Genomic DNA, 17,532 nt, shown 5'->3' with positions numbered 1-17,532 from the left:
CTGGGGCGGAGCCCCAGCCACGCCTTACAACATGCCCATTTCCACGAACTTCAGATACAGTTCGCGGCTGATCCAGGCGTCGGTGGCGGCGTAGACGATCTGCTTGGTGCTCAGCGCCTCGCGCGCCCAGTTGGAGCACTGCGCGCCCTTGCTGATGCGCACGCCCAGCAGGTTGGCGGAGAGGTTGCGCAGGCCGTGGGTCAGCATGCCCAGGCGCTTGGCCACTTCGCCCAGGTCCACGAAGCAGCGCTCGGTGAACTCGAAGTGGTTTTTGAGGCCCTTCAGGTCGTCCCGCACGGACACGCCGGTTTTGATGATATGGCGCGAGGCGAGGAGCTCGGTGAGCACGGCCTTGTCTTGCAGCTTGGCCAGCTGGAAGATGTACACGTCCTTGTGGCTGGCGAGCTGCAAGAGCGCGGGCGGCGGTATCTGGCCCTTCTTGAAGATGGGCCGGGTCTCGGTATCGAAGCCCAGCACCTCTTCCTCGTGCAGCACGTGCATGGCCTGGTGCAGCTGGCGGTCGCACTCCACCAGGATGATCTTGCCCACGAAGGCGGTGAGGGGCAGGAGGCCGATTTCCTCTGTTGTGAAAGAGCGTTTGTGCTCCTCCGGCATCTCCGCGCCCTCTTTCAGGGGGGCCAGATAGGAGAGGTCCGGCGGTGGCGGCTTGGGTGATCTTCTATTCATGTTCACGCGTGGTGTTGAAGCTTACGTCGGGCCATTTTTCCTGGGTGTCCTCCAGCCGCCATTGGCTGGGGGCCAGATAGGCCAGGTTGTCCTCGGCGTCTTTGGCCAGGGAGGAGTGCATGGCCCGTTCGAAGTCGGCCAGTTTGCGTTTGTCCTCGCAGGAGATGAAGCGCGCGCAGTTGTATTGCGCGGGCTCGTAGAGCGCTTCCACGCCGTATTCGTCCTTCAGCCGCGCCATGATGACGTCGAACTGGAGCACGCCCACGGCGCCCAGGATGTAGTCGTTGCCCATGAGCGGGCGGAACACCTGCACCGCGCCTTCCTCGGCCAGCTGGGCCAGGCCTTTTTGCAGCTGCTTGGCCTTCAGCGGGCTTTTCAGGATCACGCGGCGGAAGTGTTCTGGCGCGAAGTTGGGAATGCCGGTGAACTTCAGGGGCTCTTTTTCGGTGAAGGTGTCGCCGATCTTGATGGTGCCGTGGTTGTGCAGGCCGATGATGTCGCCGGGCCAGGCCTCGTCCACGTTGCTGCGGTCCTGAGCCATGAAGATGGTGGCGTTGGCGATGGTGACGTCTTTTCCGATGCGGTGGTGGCGAAGCTTCATGCCGCGCTGGAAGCGCCCGGAGCAGATGCGCAGAAACGCGATGCGGTCGCGGTGGGCCGGGTCCATGTTCGCCTGGATCTTGAACACCACGCCGGAGAACTCCGGCTCCGTGGGCTCCACGTCTCGCGTGGTGGCGGCGCGCGGACGCGGCGCGGGGGCCAGGTCCACGAAGGCGTTCAGCAGTTCCTGCACGCCGAAGTTGTTGATGGCGCTTCCGAAGAACACCGGGGTCTGCTTGCCCGCCAGGTAGCGTTCGGGGTCGAAGGGATAGCCCGCGCCCGCAACCAGCTCCATGTCGCGCCGCAGGTCCGCGGCCTGGGTGCCCAGCAGTTCGTCGAGCCGGGGGTCGTCCAGCCCTTTGATGACGATGCCCGCCTGGATCTTGCCGCCGTGGGTGGCGGAGAAAAGGTGCAGCTCCTGCTTCAGGATGTTCCAGGTGCCCTTGAAGCCCTTGCCCATGCCCACGGGCCAGGTCATGGCCGCGCACTCTATGCCCAGGCTCTCCTCGATGTCCGACAGGAGCTCCAGGGGTTCGCGGCCTTCGCGGTCCATCTTGTTGATGAAGGTGATGATTGGCGTGTCGCGCAATCGGCACACGTCCATGAGCTTGCGGGTCTGGGTCTCGACGCCCTTGGCGGAGTCGATGACCATGACGGCCGAGTCCACGGCGGTGAGCACGCGGTAGGTGTCCTCGGAAAAGTCCTGGTGGCCGGGCGTGTCCAGCAGGTTGACGGCATAGCCCTGGTACTCGAACTGCATCACCGAGCTGGTGACGGAGATGCCGCGTTCGCGTTCCATGGCCATCCAGTCGCTGGTGGCGTAGCGCGCGGCCTTTCTGGCCTTGACGGTGCCCGCCATCTGGATGGCGCCGCCGTACAACAGCAGCTTTTCCGTCAGGGTGGTTTTACCGGCGTCCGGGTGGCTGATGATGCCGAAGGTGCGGCGACGGCTCGCCTCACGGGCGAGATCTTTGGCGAATTGGGGATCGGTCACGGGTGCTCCAAAAGAGGGACGCCAGGGCAAAGTATGCGCACCGGGCGCAGAAAATCGGGGTACTCTCCCCCAGATGCGGGCAAAGGTCAAGTGCGGGACTGCGCGAGGGCGGTGGCAGGGGGGCCTTCGCGCGCAAAAACAAGGCCGGATTCGAGGAGTGTCGAATCCGGCCCGTATATTGACCATCATGGAAGGGAGGGGGCGCACCTCCGCAGGAGCGCTTTTCGCCCGGCCGCCCTACTCCGCCGCTTCGGTGTCCTCGGCCTTGCGGTCGATGAGCTCGTCGGTTTCTGCGTCGAGTTCGTCGCCAGCGGACTCGCCGTCCACGAGTTCGTCTTCGGCGGGCTTGGCCTTTGGCGGGCGGGTGAAGGGCTCGGGTTTCTCCATGCAGCGGGCGAAGACCAGGAAGCCCGTGTGCGCCACCATGCGGTCTTCCGGCCGCAGACGGTCGGCCACGGTCTTGTAGCGCCGCACCAGGATCTCCAGCACCTCGATCTCGGTGAAGGGGCCCTGGTCCAGGCCGCGCAGCAGGTCGCTCACCTGGTTGCAGGTGGGCAGCAAAAAGCCGCACATGGCCCCGGGGCGCACGGCGGGCGGAATGTGCTGCAGCACGTCCTGGGGCACGCGCACGTCCAGGAACAGGGCGTCGGCGTCGGTCTGCTCGAAGCCGGTTTCCTCGATGTCGGCCAGGTGCTGGGTGACCCGGTGCGACAGGCCCACGCGGGCCAGGTTCTTGGCGGCGTTCTTGTAGAACTCCTCGCGGCGCTCGTAGGTGTAGACCATGCCGGTATCGCCCACGTAGGTGGCCAGCGCGGTGGTGAGCCCGCCGGAGCCGGTGCCGGTCTCGATGACGCGGCACCCCGGCGTGATGCCGAGCTTCAGCAGCAGGTAGCCGATCTCCTTGGGGTACATGATCTGGGTCTGGCGCTTGACGCCCTTGATCAGTTCGTACACCGTGGGCTTCAGCACGCGGTAGGGGTGGCCCAGGTGCGAGCGCACGATGCCGCCGAAGCCCGCCTCGGCGATGTCGCTCATGAGGATGCGGCCGTCGTGGGTGTGGATCTCCTTGGCGAGATCCAGCACCTGCATGAAGCGCTTGCCCTTGGGGCTGATGACCAGCACGAGCTGTCCAGGTTCGATCATGGGTCCTCCGGGTGCGGGGGCGCTGGTTGCGCCGCGCCGCGAAAGTCGTGGATTGCGTCCAGGGCCTACAGGGCGCGCCAGTTTGCGTCAAGCCGGGAGATTGGGCCCGGAAGGGGGAACAGGAGAATGGAAGCGGCGGCATGTCATGTTTTCGGCCCGGTGCTGTCCGGGCGGCTGGGCCGCTCCCTTGGGCTCGACCTGCTGGGCGCGCGCGTCTGCACCATGAACTGCGTGTATTGCGAATCCGGCCCCCTTGAGACCCTGACCCTGAAGCGCGCCCCCTACGTGACCGCCCCGGCGCTGCTGGCCGAGCTGCGCCAGTGGGAGGCGGAGCGTGCGCGGCGCGGCGAGCCCCTGCCCGATGCGGTCGCCTTGGGCGGCATGGGCGAGCCCACCCTGAACAGCGACATGCCGCAAATCATCGCAGGCGTGCGGGACATCTTGCCCGGCGTTCCCGTGGCGGTTTTGACCAACGCCAGCCTGATGACCGATGCGCAGGTGCGCGCGGAACTGGCGAAGGCCGACATGATCCTGCCCAGCCTGGATTCCCTGGTGGCCGAGGAGTTCGCCCGCGTGAACCGGGGGCACCCGGCGCTGGACCCCAAGGCTGTTGCGGAGGGCATCATGGCCTTCCGGCGCGAGACGGCGGGGGACTGCGGAACGAAGCTGTACCTGGAGGTGCTGCTGGTTGCGGGCGTGAACGACAGCGCACGGAATCTGGAACTTTTGGCGGCCTACTGCAATGAACTGCAACCGGACCGCGTGGACGTGACCACCCTGTCGCGTCCGGGCACGGAAGCCTGGGCCGGACCTGTGGACGCGGCCACCCTGACGCGCTGGCGCGCGGCCCTGGCTCCTTGCGCCGCGCCCCGGCCGCAAAAACACGGGCAAGAGCAGGCGAAAGAACACGGCGAGGAAGGCGCCGGGCTTGCAGGACGGCCTGAAAAGAGGCAAGAACATGCGGGGGGCATGTCCCTGGCCGAGGTCCGCGCACGCATCCTTTCCTCTTTGACGCGCAGGCCGCAGACCACGGCGCAGCTCGCGAGCGCGCTTCTTGCAGAACCGGAGACGGTTGCGCGCGCCCTGGCCGAGCTTACGGCCCAGGGCCTGGCGGAGGAAGTCCGCCGGGATGCGGCCGCCACGGGCCAGCCAGCCGCAGACGTCTACTATCAGGCGCGCGGCTAGAGGCCCTTCCGAGTCGGAGCCCCCCACAGGCAGGACCTGCTGCCGCACTGTGCGCGCAGGCCGAATTTCTTCAATTTTCTATGGACCGAGGTTCTTTCATGACCGACTCACACGACGACCGGCCCGCGGGCCAGGCTGATTCCCCGCAGGCCCCGGCGGCCACATCCCAGACAGACGATTCCCTTCACTCCAAGGGCCATTCCGGGGGCCACGCAGAGGGCCAGGGCGAAGGCCAGCAGGCTCCGGAGGCCAAGAAGCGCTCGCGCGGCAGACGCGGCGGACGCGGCCGCAAACGCAAGCCCGCTCAGGGCGATGCGCCGCAGGACGCCCAGGTGAACACCCAGGACAACCAGGCCGAGGCCCAGCAGCCGAAGCAGCCAGCCCAGCAGCCAAGCCAGCAATCTGGCCAGCGCCAGCCCAAACCCCAGCAAGCCTCCCCCCAAAAAGCCAGCGGCGAAGCCCAGGCCATAGACGCGGCCTTCGGCATCGGCGAAGGCGCGAGCGCGAGCGCCCCTGAAGGCGACTCCAGGCCCGAAGCCAGCGCAGAAGGCCAGGACGCCAAGCCCAAGGGCCGCTCGCGGCGCGGGCGCGGACGCGGCAAGTCCAAACCGGCGGAAGCCGCCGCACTGGCCGAGAGGGCGGATGAGGCCATGGGCGCGCCCGAGGACTACTGCGAGGACGGCGAAGCCGAAGAGGCCGAGGCCCAGGGCAAAACGCCCGAGTGCAAGAAAAAGCGCAAGAAGATGTTCATCGGCGTGCTGCCCGGCGAGCTGGTGGAAGTGGTGCTGACCGAGGACGGCGCAGTGCAGGAGTACTACGTCGAGATGCTGCACCAGGCCAAGACCAAGGGCAACATCTACAAGGGCTACATCCACAACATCGATTCCGCCCTGCAGGCCGCGTTCATCAACTACGGGGCCGAGCGAAACGGTTTTCTGCAGATCGACGAGGTGCACCCGGAATACTACCAGGGCTCCTACCCGCTCAAGAAGGGCCAGCGCTTCCCGCTGATCCAGAAGGTGCTGAAGGCCGGGCAGGAAGTGCTGGTGCAGGTGGTGAAGGAGCCCACGGGCAAGAAGGGCGCCTTTGTCACCAGCTATCTTTCCCTGCCGGGCCGCTACTTCGTGTACACTCTGGGACGCGACCAGCAGGGCGTCAGCCGCAAGATCGAGGACGAGAAGGAACGCGAGCGCCTGAAGAGCTGCATCGACCAAATCTCCCCGCCCGACGGCGTGGGGCTCATCGTGCGCACGGCGGGCATAGGCCGCGCCAAGACCGAGCTCATGCGCGACTACAAGTACCTGCACCGCCTCTGGGGCGACATCCGCAAAAAGGTGCAGAGCGAGAAGGCCCCGGCCCAGGTCTACAAGGAAATGGAGCTTTCCGTGCGCGCCGCGCGCGACTACCTGACCCAGGAGGTCAGCGAGATCTGGGTGGACGACCCGGACACGGCCGCGCAGATCCGCGAATACGTGGCGCTCGCCTTCCCCAAGAGCCCGGACATGGTCAAGGTCCACACCGACCACGACCGCACCCTGTGGGAGCGCTTCGGCCTCACCAAGCAGGTGGAGCAGATCTACTCCCGCGAGGTCACCCTGCCCTCGGGCGGGCGGCTGGTGTTCGACCACACCGAGGCCCTCACCAGCGTGGACATCAACTCCGGCAAGATCGGCGGGGAGCAGAGCTTCGCCAAGATGGCGCTGAAGACCAACAGCGAAGCCGCCCTGGAAATCGCCCGGCAGCTCCGCCTGCGCGACATCGGCGGCCAGATCGTCATCGACTTCATCGAGATGAAGGACAACAAGCACCTGCGCGAGGTGGAAAAGGTCATGCGCCAGGCGCTCAAGACCGACCGCGCCCGCACCGACGTGTCCGGCATCTCGCCCTTCGGCCTCATGGAGCTGGTGCGCCAGCGCCTGGGCTCCTCGGCCATCAGCGTGTCCACCGAGCCCTGCCCCTGCTGCGGCGGCACGGGCATCCGCCGCAACCTGGAATGGCAGGCCATGCAGGCCATGAAGACCATCCACCGGCTGCTGCGCAGGCCCGGCTGCCCCAACCCCCTCCAGGTGCCCGTGGGCCAGGAGCTGGCCATCTACATGCTGAACAACAAGCGCGAGCTGCTTGTGGAGATGGGCGCCCGCGTGGACACCCGCGTGGAGATCGTCGTCGATCCCAAGCTGCCCTAGGCCGGACCGGCAGCGGCAAGAATCTGCCGCCAGCCCCAGCAAAGGGAGACACATGGAAGCCCTGGTCACCCTGCTGTTCTTCGTGGCCCTGTGGGGTCTGGCCCTGGTGCTGAAGCGCTTTGGGCCGCGCTCGCCGGACCTGCGCAAGCTTTCCCGGGCGCTGACCGGCGGCCCGGCCCAAAGTGAGACCGGAAGCGAGATCAGAAGCGAGGATTCCAGGGAATCGCCGCCGCCAGCCCCAGGCCAGCAACACACTCCAGAAGCACAACCAGACACAACAACAAAGCCAACGCCGTGAATACCACGCCGCCAGACAACGCCATCCTGCTCCACGCCTGCTGCGGACCGTGCAGCATCACGCCCGTGCTGCGCCTGCTGGACCAGGGCCTGCTGCCCACGCTGTACTTCTACAACCCGAACATCCACCCCCTGCCGGAGTACCTGCGCCGCCGCGAAGGCCTGCTGGCCGTGGCCCAGCGCCTGGGCGTGGACGTCATCCTGCCGGACCAGCAGGACCCGGCCGACGCCGAGCCCGACGTCTGGCTGGCCGCCGTGGCCGGGCTGGGCGCGGGCATGGCCGACATGGCCCGCCGCTGCCCCCTGTGTTACGATCTGCGCCTGGAGCGCGCCGCGGCCTGCGCGCGGGAGGCGGGCTTCACGCGCTTCAGCAGCACCCTGCTCTACAGCAAGTACCAGAACCATCAGGCCATCCTGGATGCCGGCGTACGCCATGCCGGGCCGGGCCTCGACTTTCTGGGCGAAGACTTCCGCCCCAGCTGGGACGAGGGCATCCGCCTGTCCAAGGAGTGGGAGATCTACCGCCAGCCCTATTGCGGCTGCCTGCTCTCCGCCCACGACCGCTACCGCAAGGCCGTCCGCATCAAGACCTAGCCCCGCCCAAACAGCCGAGAACTCCCTCCGCCCCCCCGACAAGGGTCGCTCGGTTGCCTTTCACGGCGTAAACAGGCTAGAGCACTGACATGAACGTCCTCATCCTGCACCAGAATTTCCCGGGCCAGTTCCGGCACATCGCGCGGCATCTGGTTCAGCGCGGGCACTCGGTGCTGGGCATGGGGGCCAAGGGTTCGCCGGGACTCAAGGGCGTGCCCGCCCTGCGCTATGACATCAAGGTCCAGGCCAAGCCAGGCCACCGCTACCTGGGCACCATCACCAAGGCCGCGCAGCACGGCGAGGTGGTGGCCAAGGCCCTGCTTGAGCTTGGGCGCAAGGGCCACCCGGAGCCGGACGTCATCCTGGCGCACCCCGGCTGGGGCGAGGCCCTGTACGTGAAGGACGTGCTGCCGGGGGCGCGGCTGGTGTCGCTGTTCGAGTTCTACTACCACGCCAGCGGTGTGGACGTGGGCTTCGACACCGGGCCCGAGGGCAGCCAGCCCGGCTTTGACTTGGCCGCCACCCTGGCCTCGCGCAACCTGCTGCACCTGATGAACCTGGAGCGCTGCGACGCCGGCGTTTCGCCCACCTCCTGGCAACGCTCCCTGCATCCGCCCACCTATCTGCCCAAGATCAGCGTGGCCCACGAGGGCATCGACACCACCCTGATGGCCCCGGACCCCGCGGACCGCTTCACCCTGCCGGACGGCCGCGTGCTTGCCCCCGGCGACCCGGTGCTGACCTACGTGGCGCGGCACCTGGAGCCTTACCGGGGCTTCCACGTGTTCATGCGCGCCCTGCCGGAGATCCAGCGCCGCAACCCGCGGGCCGTAACCGTCATCGTGGGCGGCGACGGGGTGAGCTACGGCCGCAAGCCCGCGGAGGCCCGCAACTGGCGCGAGAAGCTGCTGGCCGAGGTGGGCGGACGGCTGGACCTGTCGCGCGTGGTCTTCACCGGGCAGCTGCCCTATGCGGCCTACCGCTCGCTTCTGCAGGTCTCGGCCGCGCACGTGTACCTCACCTACCCCTTCGTGCTGTCCTGGTCCGCCCTGGAGGCCATGGCCTGCGGCTGTCTCATGGTGGCCTCGAACACGCCGCCCGTGGCCGAGGTGATGCGCCAGGGCGAGAACGCCTTGCTCTTCGACTTCTTCGACCTGGACGGCCTGGCCGCGCGGGTGACCGAGGCCCTCACGCGCCCCCGGGACTTCACTGCCCTGCGCGAGAACGCCCGGACCACTGTTGTCCAGGGCTACGGCATCGAACAGGGAATAGCCCGGTATATGGCCCTGCTCAACGGTTCGCAGGCTTCTCTCAGCGATTCCCCGGCCTGACCGCAAGCCCATCCACAACAGACTCCAATAGGTACAAAAAAAGGACGGCCACGGATGTTTCCGCAGCCGCCCTTTTGGCGTTCAGCATGATCGGCGCAGGCTAGCTGGCCAGGCCTTCTTCCTTGACGTAGCGCACCACGAAAGCCTTGGCCTCCTCGACGCCGGTGACGTCGCCCGCGATCTGCGCCTTCAGAAGCGCGTCGCGGATGATGCCCACCGTGGGGCCGGGGTTCAGGCCCGTGGCCTGCATGATGTCGCGGCCGTTGAGGAACGGCTCCAGGGCCTCCTCGGGCGTGTCGCCGCGCTCCAGCATCTTCAGGTTGTGATTGAACTCGCGGTAGGAGCCGCCGCGCGCCTTGATGTCCGCGCGGACCATCTCCAGGATGCGCGGGTATTCGTCGATGGCCATGAGCCTGCGGATGCCCTTGTCCGTGAGCATGAAGTGCGGGCGCATGTGGTCGCGCACCAGGGTGCAGATGAGGTCGATGTCCTCGGGCGGGAAGTGCAAGCGGTTCAGGATCTTACGGGTGACCTTGGCGCCCACGCGGTGGTGCTGCAAAAAGCTCCACTGCCCGTCGGAGTATTCCGCCGTGTACAGCTTGCCCACGTCGTGGAACATGCAGGCCAGGGTGCCGTACCAGTCGTAGGGCAGCACTTCCGGGTAGTGGCGCATCACGTCGATGGTGTGCACGAACACGGTTTCTTCCCCGGCCTCCGGGCTCTTGATCTGCTTCACGCGGTGCAGGGCGGCGATTTCCGGGATGAAGCCGTGCAGAATCTGGCATTCGAACAACAGCTGCACGAAGGCGTACAGGTTCTCGGCCTCCACCTTGCGCCACTCGTCCATGATGTCGGACACGGGGCAGTAGTCCAGCACGCGGCGCGCGCCGCGCACAATGGCCAGCCAGGTGTTGGGCTCGATGGGCAGGTGGTAGTTGGCCGCGAAACGCATGGCCCGCACGGCCAGCAGGTAGTCCTGCTTCAGCGCCTGGTCCGGGAAGCCCTTGATGCGCACCTCGCCGTGGTCGAAGACCAGGCCGTGGTCCTGCTCCGGCGCGGCGGGCAGGTAGGGGCAGGCGGCGGAGAGCGGAATCTCGCCGCGCTCCTGCAACAGCTTCAGCAGACGCGGGGTCAGCCGGGCCACGCATTCCTCGGGATGGCCGCCGTCCTCCACCGCCGCGGGGTGGAAATAGAACACGGTGCCACCCTGGCGCAGCAGGCCGGTCACGCCTTCCTCGTTGCAGGTCTCGATGTTCGGGAACTGGCGCTTCAGGCCATCCAGGTCCAGCTCGGTGCTGATGTCCATGGCCAGTTCGGCCCCGGACTCCGCCAGGACGGACTTCTGCAGCCGGGCGTTGATGACATAGGCGTCGTAGCCGTTGCGCATGATGGTCTTGCACAGACCCACGGCGTCTTTGAAAGGCTGGCTCATTGATCCTCCGAGTGCGGGCCTCGCTGTGGTGCGGGGGGAGAGGCCCTTGGTTCGCGATCCTTCACGCGGGCTAGAGGCCCGGCGAAGGAATTCCTACCACCATTTTGCCCGCAAGGAAATGGGCCGCGACGCGCCCCCGCAGGGCGCGGCCAAGGAGCGGGGTGTTCTTGCTCTTGCTCTTCATGGTCTCGGCCGAGACCACCCACTGCTCGTCCTGGTCGAAGAGCACGAAATCCGCGCTGTCGCCAGGGTTGAAGGCGTTCAGCGGCAGGTTGAAGCGCTTGCACGGGGCGCTGGTCCAGGCGCGGATGAAGGCGTCGAAGGGCAGCTTGCCCGCGCGCACCAGCTCCCACGTCGTGGCGAGCGCCGTATCCAGGCCGGAGATGCCGCAAGGGGCCTCGTCGAACTCCACTTCCTTCTCGTGCGCGGCGTGGGGCGCGTGGTCTGTGGCCAGCATGTCGATGGCGCCGTCGGCCAGGGCGTCCAGCAGGGCGTCCACATCGGCCGCCACGCGCAGGGGCGGGCTGACCTTGGCGCTTGCGCTGAAGCCTGCGGCCTCGTCCTCGGTCAGGGTCAGATAGTGCGGGCAGGTTTCGGCGGTCACGTTCACGCCGCGTGCTTTCGCAAAACGGATCACGGCCACGCTCTTTTCACAGGAGATGTGCGCCAGGTGGATGGGCGCGTTCAGGTATTCGGCCAGCAGCACGTCGCGCGCCACCTGGATGGCCTCGGCCACGTCCGGCTGGGCGGGCAGGCCCAGGCGGCTTGAGACCTCGCCCTCGTTCATGCCTGCGGCCGGGGCCAGATAGGGGTCTTCGCAGTGGTCGATGACGATCATGCCCAGGTCCTGGGCGTACTCAATGGCGCGGCGGAACAGCTCCGTGCTTTCCACCGGGCGGCCGTCGTTGGAGAAGGCCGCGCAGCCCGCGCCCTTGAGCTCGGCCATGGGGGCCAGCTCCTGGCCTTTCAGGCCCTTGGTCAGCGCGCCGATGGGAAAGAGCCGGGGCCCGTCGGGCCAGCTTCGCTTGGCCTGCTCGAGCATGAATTCGGTGATGCTGGCCGAGTCGTTCACAGGCTTGGTGTTGGCCATGCAGAGAATGTTGGAGAAGCCGCCGTAGGCTGCGGCGGCGAGACCGGAGGCGATGTCCTCCTTGTACTCCTGGCCGGGCTCGCGCAGGTGGGTGTGCACGTCCGTCAGGCTGGGCAGAAGCACCTTGCCGCCCGCGTCGATTTCCTTGGTGGCGCGCAGGTCAAGGCTGCCCGCCGGGCTCAGGGCCACGATCTTGCCCTTGGCCACCAGCACATCCACAAGCTGGCCGCCTTTCTTGGACTTCTTGCCCTTCACGGGGCCAAACCACAGCGCGCCGCGCACGGCCAAATCGAGTTTCTTCTGTGTCCCGGTCATGGCGGCCTCCTATTCGGGCATGCCGGACTGGCCCATCATCTGGGCGGAATCCGGCGACTTGCGGGTAAGGTACAGGAAGAGCAGGGCCATGCGCACAGCTACGCCGTTCTCCACCTGCTCCAGGATCAGGCTCTCGGCGCTGTCCGCCAGGGCGGAGCCGATCTCCACGCCTCGGTTGATGGGCCCGGGGTGCAGCACGCAGCAGCCCGGCGCGGCCGATTGCAGGTGCGATTCGCACAACCCGTAGGTGCGGGCGTATTCGCGCAGATCGGGCAGGAGCCCGGCCTGCTGGCGCTCCAGCTGGAGGCGCAGGCACATGACCGAGTCCACGTCGCGGCAGGCCTTTTTGAGGTCGCTGAACACCTCCACCGGCCAGGTGTCGAGCCGCGGCGGCATGAGGGTGCGCGGGGCGCACAGGCGCACCTTGGCGCCCAGCAGATTGAGCAGGATGACGTTGGACCGGGCCACGCGGCTGTGGGCGATGTCGCCCAGGATCAGCACGGTCTTCCCCGCAAAGTCGCCCTTCCAGCGGCGGGAAAGGGTCAAGGCGTCCAGCAGGGCCTGGGTGGGGTGGGCGTGCCTTCCGTCACCGGCATTGATGACGCTGCATTCCAGGCGCTCGGCCAGGAACTGCGCCGCGCCGCTGGACGAATGGCGGATGACGATGCCGTCCGGGTTCATGGCCTGGAGCGTCAGCGCCGTGTCCTTCAAGGTCTCGCCCTTGACCAGGCTGGAGCCGCTTTTCTGCAGGGCGAAGGTGTCGGCGCTCAGGCGCTTGCCCGCCATGTCGAAGCTGGTCTTGGTTCTGGTGCTGGGTTCGGCGAAGAAGAGCACCACGCTGCGCCCCTTGAGCGTCGGCACCTTCTTCACGGGTCGGCTGTTGATCTCCCGAAAATACGCGGCCGTGGCCAGGATGTGGCGCACCTCGTCGGCCGTGAGCTGGGAGACGTCCAGCAGGTCTTTGTGTTTCCACTGCATGTCGGCTTCCTTCCTCCCCGGCCTACGCCGGGCTTGTCCTCCGCGCCGCGCCCCCAGAGGGAGGGGCAGGGGCGAAGGCAGGTCGTCACCTGTGTGAACAGATGTCCAAAACGGCCTGCGGCACGATGGAAAACCGCGCCAAACGGCCGGGGGCCAGGGTTCCCAGGCGTGCGGCCCGGGGGATGCTCCGGCCGAAGTAGCGCGCCGGGTTGACGGTGACCAGGGCCAGGGCCCTGAAAAGATCAAGCCGGGGCTCCAGCTCCAGCAGGCGCGCCACTTCGCCGTAGGGGTCCAGGTCCGTGTTCGAGCACAGCCCGTCCGTGCCCAGGCACAGGTTCACCCCGGCGTCGAGGAAGGCCCTGGCCGGGGCCCGGCCCACGCCGATGTGCTCGTTGCTGCGCGGGCACAGGCACACTGTGGCGCGGCTGGCGGCGATGTCCGCCACGTCGGCCTCGGTCACGGTGACGCAGTGCACGAGGAGCGTGCCCTCATCGAGCAGGCCCAGATCGCGCGCCAGGGGCACGGGACGCTTTCCCGGCGCGGTGTAGCTGGTGAGCACGCCGCGCGACTTCAAAAGGTCCAGGAAGGGGCTTTCCCCGCGCAACAGGATCGAATCCTCGTCCGTATGCTCCGCCAAGTGCAGCGAGAACGGCAGGTTGCGCTCCCGGCAAAAGCCTTTTGCGGCCTGGAGCAACTCGCCCGTGGTGCTGTACAGCGCATGCCCGGCCACGGACATGACGCCCCGGCCGCCTTGCTCCACCGTCGGCACCTGCGGCAGCAGCGTGGATGCGTCCCCGGGCACGGTGTTGCCGATGACCTCGCGGAAAGACGCGAAGCCGAGCCCGGAGGACGCCAGGATCTCGCCCACCTTGGCCGCGTTGTGGGTGCTGATGTCGGCCACGAAGGCCGCGCCGCGCTGCTCCAGGCGCATGAGCTCCGCGCGCACCCGGGCGGCGTCCAGCTCGTACAGGGGCTGAGCCAACAAACTTTTGACCCAGGGCACGAAGCCCTGGCCCTGGGTGGTCAGGCCCAGCAGGTGGCACATTTCCAGGTGCACGTGGCTGTTGAAGGTGGCCGGGGCCAGGGTCACGTCGCCCAGGTCGCGCACCGGGCCGCTGTGCCCGGCCTTCAGCCCTGCGTAGGTTCCCACGGCCAGGATCTCCTCGCCCTCGACCACGACGGCGGCGTCCTGCAGCAGGGGCGGCAGGTTCGGGGTCATGGGCGCGGCGGCGGCGGCTCTCAGCAGTTCGGGCATGGTCTGGCCTGGTCCTTTCAGCGTTCTGTGCCGGTGGCTTGTCCTCAAAAAAAAGGAGGCTTGCGGCCTCCTTTTCGGTATCACATGGAAGGAATCTTGTCCTGCGGCTCGGTGAGGAAAAATTTCCCCTCCTGGATCCACTTCTTCAATTCCTCGGCTATCTCCAGCGACATGGTGTAGCTGGTCACGGGCACGGTCTGCGCCGTTCGCTCGTTGACCACGATGCTGCCGCTTTTCAGCTCCTCGAAGGTGGCGTGGCCCAGAACCTTGTTGATGCCGTTGGGATAGTCATAGCCGTAGTCCTTGATGGGCATCTGGATGTCCGCGTCGGAGACGCCGGTGAACCAGGCCATGTCCTCGTCGAGAATGGGGATGGGGATGCCCACGCCCATGTTCAGCGAACAGCCGTAGCCCACAAGGGACAGGCCGCGCACGTAGCGGGGATCCATGCCCTTGAGGTCGCCCTTGAGCATGAGGGTGCCCGCGGCGGAGAGCGGGATGCCGCGCTCGTTGCGCTGGGGCTTGGGATTGTGCTGCGTGCCCGCGCCCAGCACGTAGCCGATGCCGCCGCCCATGAAGATGCGCGTGCCCAGGCCGATGGTGCGCAGGTACGGATCGTTGAACAAGGGCGAAAGCTGGCCGCTGGTGGCGTAGTTGGCGTTGCGGCAGCCCGGCTTCAGCGGGCCCATGTAGGTGTAGATGGTGCGGCCGCTCATGTTCACGGCGCAGTTGTAGTTCTGGTAGCAGTTGCGCGGATTCAGGAGCTGCGCGTAGGGCAGGCTGGCCAGGGTGACGTCCTTCTCCAGGTCCTTGCGCGGGTAGCAGTCCGTGACGTAGCTCTTGGCGCGCAGGCGCACGGGCTTGCCGCGCAGCAGGTCCTCGATGACGTGCCCGCCGCCGTAGGCGAAGCGGCCGGGATACACCTTGTTCAGCGGATCGTCGGCGCTGGGCTCCGTGGCGCCGAGAAAGGCGTCCACAGCGGCCAGGCCGCCGTAGCAGGGCACGTTGTTCAGCCAGACCTGGGAGGCGCGCATGAGCGGCGGCTCCTGCCCGAAATTAAAAAGCAGGCCCGAGGAGCACATGGGCGAGAAGGTGCCCGTGGTGACGACGTCGACCTCTTTGGCGGCCTTGGTCTTGCCCAGACGCTTCACGGTCTCGACCATTTCCTCGGCCGTGAGGACAACGGCCTTGCCCTTTTTGATGCGCTCGTTGATCTCGGCGATGGTCTTTTCGGTCTTGGCTTTACCGGCCATGAAATCCTCCGCTCACGCGCTGCGTAGTGCGATGCTACTCTGCTGTTTCTGCTGAATAATCCTGGCGGAAGCGAGGCGCTTTATGCCGCTTGTCCGCATGTGCCCTGGCTGCCGGGGCGCGCTTCTTGCGCGGGCTGGCCGCGCCGGGCTCCAGCACCAGGGTGAAAAGAGTGCGCCCGCCTGTGCCGACGCGCTGTGTGCCGCTCATGATGCTCATCCTGACCCCGGGCTTGGAAAAGGGGTGCGCAGACACACGCCATTCCCGTCCGGCCTGTTTGAAAAGACTCTTGAAAACTCACCGGGATTCTGTGGAAAACAAGGCAGGGCCCGGCGCTGCACAACATGGCTCAAATCGCTTTGGAAGGCAACGTTTTTTCCCGTGTCCCGCCCTCGCTATTCGCTTGGCATCGGAAGGGTTTTAAGGTACAAAGCGGGGTGATCAGGACGGCTGCGGAACCTTCCGCTCAGGCCATCGAAATTCTCTATGTTTATCCACAAATTGCACCGCCAAAGCGAGGCGTCCCAGGCCGTGAAGAAAGCCCTTCGTGAACATTTGTCAGCCAGTTGCTCTGAACAAGAGCTGAAGCGCTGGTATGACCCCTTGGACATTGCGCTGTCCGAGGGCGGAAATGAAGTCCGGGTGGCTTTTCCGCACAGCTATTTCGCCCAGTGGTTCGCCGGGCGCATGCAGGACCGTTTTGAAGCCGAGCTGTTCCGCTTCCAGGGCCGCCCCTGCGACATCCGCTACGTGGCCCCTGCGGCCAGGCGCGGCGCTCCCGCGGCCGAGGCCGACAGCGCACCGGGCGATCAGGTCGCGGCCGCGCGCAAACCGCAGCGTAAACTGGCCTTCCCCTTTGACGCCCAGTACAGCTTTGAAAGCTTTCTGACCAACTCCAAAAACTACTTCCCGCTGGAGACCGCCCGCCAAGTGGCCAGAAGCGACGGCGCGCAGTTCAACCCCTTCGTCATCTGCGGCAAGTCCGGCTCGGGCAAGAGCCATCTGCTCAAGGCCATCGCCAACGAGATGGCCAAGACCCACCCCCTGGACGACATCCTGGTGACCACGGGCGAGGGCTTGAGGGCCCTGCTTTCCGCCCAGGACACCTTTGCCGCGCGCGAGCATATCGCCCGGCACCGCTTCCTGCTGGTGGACGACATCCACTGGCTGGCCGGGGACGAGCGCCTGCAGCAGGAGCTGCTCGTGATTTTCAATCAGTTCCAGGACGCCCGGCGGCAGATGGTCTTCACCTGCCAGGACCGCATCGGGGCCTGGGAGGATCTGCTGCCTTCGCTGCGCTCGCGGCTGGAGGGCGGCCTTGTGGTCGGCCTCAAGCAGCCGGACATGGAAGTGCGCGTGGCGCTCATCCAGGAACGCGTGCGCGCTAAGAAGCTGCCGCTGACCAAGGAACAGGTGCTGACCCTGGCCCAGCGCTTCCAGAACTTCCGGGCCCTGGGCGGCATCCTCATCAAACTTTTGGCCTTCCGCGAACTGGTGCGCCGCGACATTTCCGCCCGCGACTTCGAACAGATCCTGTCCAACACCGAAGAGCGCGACCAGCCGCAGATCACCGTGGACGTGGTCATCGACACGGTCTGCCAGCACTATCAGGTGAGCAAGAAGGACGTTCTGGGCGAGGACAGGCGGCAGAACATCGCCCTGGCGCGACAGATCGCCATGTACCTGTGCCGGCACATGCTGGGACTGTCCTACCCGGCCCTGGGGCGCTCCTTCGGCGGCAAGGACCACTCGACAGTCATTTACAGCGTTAAGAAAATCCATGAATTGCAAGAAGATGAAAAGGAAATGAAACAACTGTTGAAAGATTTGAAGCTTCGTTGTCGGCAACCGGCATAAGGCTGTTCCAAGACCCCGTGAAACACCAGCCTGTTCCTGTGAAGCGACAGTCTGTGTTCGAAATAAACGAAGTGAAATTCCTGGCTTGCCACTGTTTGGAACAAAACGGCGCGGCTAATAGTAGCCATCAAGGAGAATATCTATGTTTGTGAAAGTAAACCGCGACGAAATCATCGAAGGCCTGCAGAAGTCCGCGGGCATCATTCCCGCCAAAACCGGCGCGGCATTCCTGCGCAGCATCTGGATGGAGGCTGAAGGCAGCAGCCTCAAGATCATGTCCACGGATTCCAGCCTGGAGTTCTGCGGCGAGTACCCGGCCCAGGTGATGACCCCCGGG

15 protein-coding genes and 1 pseudogene are annotated in these 17,532 nt (G+C 66.2%); 7 read left to right on the top strand and 9 right to left on the bottom strand.

The genetic code is table 11. The features are described 5' to 3' along the window. Positions 1–24 precede the first annotated feature (24 nt). The 3 genes from VN419_RS04335 to VN419_RS04325 all read right to left on the bottom strand — a co-directional run bounded on the left by VN419_RS04335 (position 25) and on the right by VN419_RS04325 (position 3,424). A complete protein-coding gene (locus tag VN419_RS04335) occupies positions 25–687 on the bottom strand; it encodes a 3'-5' exonuclease (RefSeq protein ID WP_325644816.1) in 663 nt (220 codons plus the stop codon). After that, complete coding sequence (locus tag VN419_RS04330) at positions 680–2,281, bottom strand: peptide chain release factor 3 (protein WP_325644814.1); 1,602 nt, start codon at positions 2,279–2,281, stop codon at positions 680–682. The genes VN419_RS04335 and VN419_RS04330 overlap by 8 nt, the downstream gene beginning before the upstream one ends. A 237-nt stretch (positions 2,282–2,518) precedes the next feature. Next, positions 2,519–3,424, bottom strand: a complete 906-nt coding sequence (locus VN419_RS04325; protein WP_325644812.1) for a tRNA (adenine-N1)-methyltransferase — start codon at positions 3,422–3,424, stop codon at positions 2,519–2,521. A 126-nt stretch (positions 3,425–3,550) separates the two neighbouring features. Here VN419_RS04325 and VN419_RS04320 point away from each other — a divergent pair, with 126 nt between their 5' ends. The 5 genes from VN419_RS04320 to VN419_RS04300 all read left to right on the top strand — a co-directional run bounded on the left by VN419_RS04320 (position 3,551) and on the right by VN419_RS04300 (position 9,017). After that, positions 3,551–4,609 carry a radical SAM protein gene (locus VN419_RS04320; RefSeq protein ID WP_325644810.1) on the top strand — a complete coding sequence of 353 codons (1,059 nt, stop codon included), beginning with the start codon at positions 3,551–3,553 and terminating at the stop codon, positions 4,607–4,609. Between the two features lie 743 nt (positions 4,610–5,352). Then, a complete protein-coding gene (locus VN419_RS04315; protein WP_325644818.1) occupies positions 5,353–6,795 on the top strand; it encodes an Rne/Rng family ribonuclease in 1,443 nt (480 codons plus the stop codon). A gap of 52 nt (positions 6,796–6,847) precedes the next feature. Further along, complete coding sequence (locus VN419_RS04310; protein ID WP_325644808.1) at positions 6,848–7,093, top strand: hypothetical protein; 246 nt, start codon at positions 6,848–6,850, stop codon at positions 7,091–7,093. Continuing rightward, complete coding sequence (locus tag VN419_RS04305; protein WP_325644806.1) at positions 7,090–7,686, top strand: epoxyqueuosine reductase QueH; 597 nt, start codon at positions 7,090–7,092, stop codon at positions 7,684–7,686. Before VN419_RS04310 ends, VN419_RS04305 begins: the two co-directional genes overlap by 4 nt. Before the next feature lie 89 nt (positions 7,687–7,775). Beyond that, on the top strand, positions 7,776–9,017 hold the full coding sequence (locus VN419_RS04300) for a glycosyltransferase family 4 protein (protein ID WP_325644804.1): 1,242 nt from the start codon (positions 7,776–7,778) through the stop codon (positions 9,015–9,017). 100 nt (positions 9,018–9,117) lie between these two features. Here the strand turns inward: VN419_RS04300 and VN419_RS04295 are convergent, their stop codons facing one another. From VN419_RS04295 to VN419_RS04270, 6 genes are all read right to left on the bottom strand, one after another. Then, positions 9,118–10,449, bottom strand: coding sequence for an HD domain-containing protein (locus VN419_RS04295; RefSeq protein ID WP_325644802.1), 1,332 nt, complete (start codon positions 10,447–10,449; stop codon positions 9,118–9,120). A 70-nt stretch (positions 10,450–10,519) separates the two neighbouring features. Further along, the gene (locus tag VN419_RS04290; protein WP_325644800.1) at positions 10,520–11,854 is read right to left on the bottom strand and encodes a dihydroorotase; all 1,335 of its coding nucleotides are present in this window, start codon (positions 11,852–11,854) and stop codon (positions 10,520–10,522) included. A gap of 9 nt (positions 11,855–11,863) precedes the next feature. Continuing rightward, positions 11,864–12,832 carry an aspartate carbamoyltransferase catalytic subunit gene (locus VN419_RS04285; protein ID WP_325644798.1) on the bottom strand — a complete coding sequence of 323 codons (969 nt, stop codon included), beginning with the start codon at positions 12,830–12,832 and terminating at the stop codon, positions 11,864–11,866. Between the two features lie 85 nt (positions 12,833–12,917). Further along, positions 12,918–14,087, bottom strand: a complete 1,170-nt coding sequence (locus tag VN419_RS04280) for an amidohydrolase family protein (RefSeq protein ID WP_325644796.1) — start codon at positions 14,085–14,087, stop codon at positions 12,918–12,920. Between the two features lie 80 nt (positions 14,088–14,167). Next, complete coding sequence (locus tag VN419_RS04275) at positions 14,168–15,340, bottom strand: homocysteine biosynthesis protein (protein WP_325644794.1); 1,173 nt, start codon at positions 15,338–15,340, stop codon at positions 14,168–14,170. Positions 15,341–15,374: 34 nt separating this feature from the next. Then, positions 15,375–15,557: a hypothetical protein gene (locus VN419_RS04270; protein ID WP_325644792.1), complete on the bottom strand. Its 183-nt coding sequence runs from the start codon at positions 15,555–15,557 to the stop codon at positions 15,375–15,377. Between the two features lie 423 nt (positions 15,558–15,980). Between VN419_RS04270 and VN419_RS04265 the strand changes: the two genes are divergently transcribed. Together VN419_RS04265 and VN419_RS04260 are read left to right on the top strand one after the other, a co-directional pair. Continuing rightward, complete coding sequence (locus VN419_RS04265) at positions 15,981–17,195, top strand: helix-turn-helix domain-containing protein (RefSeq protein WP_325644790.1); 1,215 nt, start codon at positions 15,981–15,983, stop codon at positions 17,193–17,195. Positions 17,196–17,337: 142 nt separating this feature from the next. Then, positions 17,338–17,532 (top strand): annotated as a pseudogene (locus tag VN419_RS04260) (DNA polymerase III subunit beta); the annotation flags it as partial.

It is taken from the genome of Humidesulfovibrio sp. (assembly GCF_035560995.1).
Classification (GTDB): Bacteria; Desulfobacterota; Desulfovibrionia; order Desulfovibrionales; family Desulfovibrionaceae; genus Humidesulfovibrio.
This window is presented reverse-complemented; position numbering and strand designations above follow the sequence as displayed.